Source organism: Streptomyces inhibens, assembly GCF_003389455.1.
GTDB classification, from domain to species: Bacteria; Actinomycetota; Actinomycetes; order Streptomycetales; family Streptomycetaceae; genus Streptomyces; species Streptomyces inhibens.
Map to the genome: position 1 here is coordinate 1 of NZ_QUAC01000150.1, position 5,174 is coordinate 5,174.

The window sequence follows — 5,174 nt, forward strand, 5'->3', positions numbered from 1 at the left end:
GGCCGCCGCGGCCTCCAGCACCCGTTCCGCACGCGCCGCCAGCGCCGCCGGCACCCGGCCCGCCTCGGCCGGCCGCTGCCGCGCGATGACCCCCGCATTCGGCGCCGCGGCCGTCAAGAACCCCGCCTCGTACGGCACTTCGAGCAGATTGCCGCGGTCGTCACGGAACACCGGTACGCCGGGGGAGTAGATCACCCGGTCGCTGTAGAACGGGCTCGGCTCGGCCCGATGCGCGGCATAGAACTCCGGGACCTCGCGTACACAGGTGTACAGCGCCGACCCGCGGCACAGCGCCTCCTCCTGGGCCTGTGCGCCGTTGAGATAGCCGCCGCCGGGATTGCGGGCCGAGGCGAAGTTGAGGATCGCCGGCGGCCCGCCGCCCGCCTCGGCCAGCCGCCGGCCGGCCGTGAGACTGCCTTCCCCCGTCACCTCGAACACCGTCGTCCGCGCCCCGGGGGCCGGCGCCCCCACCGCGACCGGCTCCGGCCCGTACATCCGGGTCCCCGCCCGCGCCCGTTCGACCGCTGCCGCGATCTCCACCAGTCGTCCGCTCGGCGCGCGGTACCCACCCGTCGCGACGATCCGCTCCGTCTCCTGTGCCATGCCACGCAGCCGGGCGCTCATCGTCGGCTCCCCCGTATCCGATTACTCATAGCGATCAAGGTACGGTCGCGCGGCGCGCCCCGCGACCGGATATCGGGCCCCGCGCCGCCCCCGCGCCGTCCCCTCAGCGCTGCGCGCCCCGCCCGGCCAGCCACCGGTCCTCGGCCGCATACCCGAACAGCATCTCGTCGGGATAGTGGGCGGCCATCGTCGGGAACACCTCCCACCAGTCCCGCCCCTTGACCCGGTCCGCCAGCCAGGCCACCGTCTCCGGCAGCGAATCCTCGTACGTCGTCACCGCGCGATAGCCCAACTCACGCTCCGCGGCGGCCATGTCGTAGACCACCGGGTGCGCGGTCGACCAGGGTGTCTCGCCGACATCGGACGACGGCGGGGCACCCTCCACCGTCACCACCTCGCTCGCCGGCGCCCCCATCGCCGCATCCACCGCCACCGCGATCTCGGCGACCGTCGGCGCCTGTGGATCACCCGCGTTGAGCACCCGTGACCCCGGCCGACGGGCCGCCAGCCGGATCAGCTCCGCCAGGTTGGCCACATGCACCGGATGGAAACGGCTGCGCCCGCCGTACGCCAGCACCCGCACCCGGCGGCCGTCCAGCACCCGCTTGACGAAGTACAGCTCACGGGGGAGCGGACTGTGCGGGCCGTGAATCGCACCGGCCCGCAGCAGCGTCACCGGCAGCCGGTCGCCCTCCGCCAGCAGCGCCCGCTCCAGCGCGATCTTCCCCGTGGCGTAGTCCTCGTCGCCGGGCGGCACGGTCCGGCACGACTCCGGGATGGGCAGCGAATAGACCGGGAAACCGTCCGGCTCGCCCTGTGTCGCGAAGCTCCGCCCGCGGTCGTCCTCGTACACCGCGCCGCTGGAGACCACCACGGCCGACCCGATCCGGTCCGCCAGACCCGCCAACTGCCGTGCGTGTGCGGCACCGTAGGCCACACAGTCCACCAGCACCTCGCACCCGTCGCCCACCAGCTCGGCCAGCGCCGCGTCGTCCGCCCGGTCCATGGCCACCGTACGGACCTCCGCGGGCCAGGAGCCGTCCCGCCCGCCGCGCCGGGACGCGGCCCGCACCTGCCAGCCGTCCCGGGCCAGGGCCCGCACCGCCGCGCGCCCGCTCTGCCCGCTCGCCCCGATCACCACTGCGCTGCCCGATGTCACGCTGCCCGATGTCATGAGGGGACCTTACGGACCGTCAGGCAGACGCCGCAGTACGGTTCGCCCACGGCGCAAGAGGTGCCCCGGAGGCCGGCTGCCCGCCGCTCAGCCCGTGTGCCCGTTGTCGTGGCCACGCCGCCCGTGGGCGCGCGCCTGTGCCTGTGCCTCGGCCTTGGCCTCGCCCGCGTACGTGTCGACGTACTCCTGCCCGGACAGCGTGAGGATCGCGTACATGATCTCGTCGGTGACGGCGCGCAGCGCGGTGCGCTCGTCCGCCATCCCCGCATAGCGCGAGAACTCCAGCGGTGCGCCGAAGCGGATGGTGATCCGCCTCGCGCGCGGCAGCCGCCGGCCGGTCGGCTGCGCCTCGAACGTGCCGATCATCGCGCACGGCACCACCGGCACCCCCGCCTGGATGGCCATCGACGCGACCCCGGTCCGCCCCTTGTAGAGCCGGCCGTCGTGCGAGCGGGTGCCCTCCGGATAGATCCCCAGGAGCCGGCCCTTGCGGAGTACGGAGAGCCCCGAGGAGATGGCCGCCTGCGAGGCGCGGCCGCCGGACCGGTCCACCGGAATCTGCCCGACCGCGCGGAAGAACGCCGCGGTCAGCCGCCCCTTCAGACCGGGCCCGGTGAAGTACTCGGCCTTGGCCAGGAACGTCACCCGGCGCGGCACGATCGCCGGCATCACGNCGGTGAAGTACTCGGCCTTGGCCAGGAACGTCACCCGGCGCGGCACGATCGCCGGCATCACGAAGTGATCCGCGAACGACAGATGATTGCCCGCGATGATTGCCGCGCCCTCTTCCGGCACATGCTCCAGCCCCTCGATCCGCGGCCGGAACAGCAGCCGCAGCAACGGCCCCAGAAGGATGTACTTCAGCACCTGGTAGAACACGGGGCAGCTCCCTCTTCCGTCGGCGTGCCTCGGCGGCTGCGTCGTTCCAGGTCACGAGGGCTCTCGGGGACGGGCAGTGAGTGTATGGGCAACCGTCGTCGCTTGTAACCACCCTAGGCCTGATCGATGCTGACCCTGTGCCGCTGCACGGCGGCCCGCCGTACGGCTCCGGTGGACACCCCGGAGCCCCGGCGGGAAGCTGAAAGTGATGCGGACCGATGTGCACGCCCACCTGTGGAGTGAGCGCTATCTCCGGCTGCTGGAGTCCTACGGGCGGCCGGACGCCGCCGCTCACCGCGGACTGGGCGCCGGAGACAGCCCACGCGAGCTGGACGCCCGGTTCACCATGAACGACGCGGCCGGTATCGACCACCAGATCCTGTTCGTATCACCCCAGGGCCCGTACTTCGCCGACGCCGGCCGGGCGGTCACGGCCGCCCGGCACGCCAACGACCACTACGCCGGCCTGGTCCGTGACCGGCCCACCCGCTTCTCCGCGTTCGCCGCGCTCCCGCTGCCGCATCTGGACCAGTCCCTGACGGAGCTGGCCCGGGCCCTGGACGAGCTCGGCATGGTCGGCGTCGGCGTCACCACCGACGTCCTGGGCCGCAGCCTCGCCGACCCCGCCTTCACCGCGCTCTTCGAGGAGCTCGACCGGCGCGGCGGTGTGCTGTCCCTGCACCCCTCGGGCCATGACGCCGGATCACCGCTGATCGCCGCGCACCGGATGCGCTGGATGGTCGGCGCACCGACCGAGGACACCATCTGCGCCATACACCTCATCCTCGAAGGGATCCCCCGCCGCTTCCCCCGGCTGCGGATCATCCACGCCCACCTCGGCGGTGCCCTGCCGATGCTGTTGCCGCGCGCCGATGACCATCTCCCGTGGGAGGCCCCGGACGTCGTGGAGAAGCCCACCGAGGCGGCGCGTCGTATGTGGTACGACACCGTCGCCCATGGACATGTCCCGGCTGTGCGCGCCGCGGCCGACTCCTACGGGGCCGACCGGCTGATGCTCGGCACCGACTTCCCCTACCAGAGCGGACAACGGCTGCGCCGGGCCGTCTCGTTCATCGAGGAAGCCCTCCCGCCGGAGCAGGCCGACGAAGTGCTGACGGCGGGCAGCGGTCTTATCCGGCGGATCGCCGCGTAGCGCGCGCCCGAGAGCCAACCCGGTCGCCTCAGCGCTGCGCGCCCTCCAGGAGCGCACAGAACCGGCGGCCGAAGAGGTAGGCATCCCCTGGCCAGCGCGCCGAGAGATAGCTGCCGTCCCGCACCACGAAAGCGGCGGTGTCATCGGTCGCGGTGCCGCGCGCGGAAAGGACCCTCGGCCCGCGCTCGAACTGCGCGCCAGGGTCGTCCAGCGCGGTCCTGACCTCGTCCTCCACATACGCCGGATACGTACGGTAGTAGCGGCCCAGCCGCCAGGCCGTGGCCAAATAGGCCGAGCGCTCCATGTACTTCGGCAGACAGGTCGTACGGCGGCTCGCCAGCACGCTACGGCCGGTGGACGCATCGCGGGTCCGCGCCGGCACCAGCACACCGTGGCAGATCGCCCCGACCGGCCGCTCCAGCGCCCAGAACCTGCCGACCTGCTGTTGCAGCACCTCCGAGCCCAGGTACTGCCGCATACCCGGCGCATGGCCACCCGGCAGGATCAGCCCGTCGTACGCCTCGGGGTCCAGCTCCGCCCACCCCACCGTCGCGGTGAACTCCTCGCTGTGGGTGAGCTCTTCGTAGAAACGCCGGGGCTCCGCCGCGGCGCCGAGCTGTCCGAAGAGCACGCCGGTCAGCAGCCGCGGGTCGCAGGCGGGCCGGGTGCCGGGCCGCTCGGTGGCGAAGACGACCTGATGACCGGCGTCGGTGAGCAGCCGCCAGGGCACCGCCACCTCGGTGACATCGACGTCGCGGTCCGGGACCGGCATCAGCACGCGCATCCGGACATCATCGCAGGCGCTCACCCGCTCCCCGCCGCCCCAGTCACCGTTCCGGGATCCGTTTTGGCACCCGCGGACAACTTTCAACTCGCTTTGAACGGGGCCGGGTTGGCGCTCCGTACTGGCCGGCAACCGAGCCTGAACCCAGGGTTCCAGGCCGAGGACAGGAGCCATGCATGTCCCGAAAGAGAACAGTCGGCCGACGTCAGAAGATCATCGTCTGCGTCAGCGCCGCGGCGCTGGTCGGCGGCATCGCCATCGCCACGACGGGCACGAGTCAGGCCTCGGTGGCGTGCGACGGACTGGCCACCGCCCTGAGCAACAACCAGAAGTTCATCGCCGATCAGCAGGCCCATCCGGACGCCCAGTCAGCGGCACGGATCGCCAACCGGCAGGCCGTGATCAAGGAGATCCAGGTCAAACAGCGGGCCGCCGGCTGCAGTGGAGGAGCGGGTGAGGGTGATGCCGCGGGCGCTCCACCGGCGGCGAACGAGCCGCCCGCTTCCAGCGCCCCGCCTGCCGCGAGCGCCCCGCCCGCCTCGCAGGCGCCGCCCGGGTCC

At 72.6% G+C, this 5,174-nt stretch carries 5 protein-coding genes and 2 pseudogenes; 2 read left to right on the top strand and 5 right to left on the bottom strand.

What is annotated here, in order from left to right; genetic code table 11:
- The 4 genes and pseudogenes from DY245_RS19535 to DY245_RS46435 all read right to left on the bottom strand — a co-directional run.
- Nucleotides 1-624: TIGR02452 family protein (locus DY245_RS19535; protein WP_128508544.1), on the bottom strand; the 624-nt coding region annotated here is incomplete at its 3' end.
- A 103-nt stretch (nucleotides 625-727) separates the two neighbouring features.
- Complete coding sequence (locus DY245_RS19540; RefSeq protein ID WP_128508545.1) at nucleotides 728-1,798, bottom strand: NAD-dependent epimerase/dehydratase family protein; 1,071 nt, start codon at nucleotides 1,796-1,798, stop codon at nucleotides 728-730.
- An 87-nt stretch (nucleotides 1,799-1,885) separates the two neighbouring features.
- Nucleotides 1,886-2,471, bottom strand: a 586-nt coding sequence (locus DY245_RS19545) for a lysophospholipid acyltransferase family protein (protein ID WP_244943133.1), incomplete at its 5' end; no start/stop codon positions are given.
- 1 nt (nucleotide 2,472) lies between these two features.
- Nucleotides 2,473-2,677 (bottom strand): annotated as a pseudogene (locus tag DY245_RS46435) (lysophospholipid acyltransferase family protein); the annotation flags it as partial.
- Nucleotides 2,678-2,885: 208 nt separating this feature from the next.
- On the opposite strand from DY245_RS46435, the gene DY245_RS19550 reads away from it, so the two are divergent.
- The gene (locus tag DY245_RS19550) at nucleotides 2,886-3,830 is read left to right on the top strand and encodes an amidohydrolase family protein (RefSeq protein ID WP_128508547.1); all 945 of its coding nucleotides are present in this window, start codon (nucleotides 2,886-2,888) and stop codon (nucleotides 3,828-3,830) included.
- Nucleotides 3,831-3,858: 28 nt separating this feature from the next.
- On the opposite strand, the gene DY245_RS19555 is transcribed toward DY245_RS19550, so the two are convergent.
- On the bottom strand, nucleotides 3,859-4,614 hold the full coding sequence (locus DY245_RS19555; RefSeq protein ID WP_128508548.1) for a type 1 glutamine amidotransferase domain-containing protein: 756 nt from the start codon (nucleotides 4,612-4,614) through the stop codon (nucleotides 3,859-3,861).
- Nucleotides 4,615-4,790: 176 nt separating this feature from the next.
- Between DY245_RS19555 and DY245_RS19560 the strand changes: the two are divergent.
- Nucleotides 4,791-5,174: pseudogene (locus DY245_RS19560) on the top strand (hypothetical protein); the annotation flags it as partial.

Excerpts from the sequence above, each read along its gene's own strand:
- DY245_RS19540 (WP_128508545.1), bottom strand. The coding sequence starts at position 1,798 with ATGACATCGGGCAGCGTGACATCGGGCAGCGCAGTGGTGATCGGGGCG.
- DY245_RS19550 (WP_128508547.1), top strand. The coding sequence starts at position 2,886 with ATGCGGACCGATGTGCACGCCCACCTGTGGAGTGAGCGCTATCTCCGG.
- DY245_RS19555 (WP_128508548.1), bottom strand. The coding sequence starts at position 4,614 with ATGCGCGTGCTGATGCCGGTCCCGGACCGCGACGTCGATGTCACCGAG.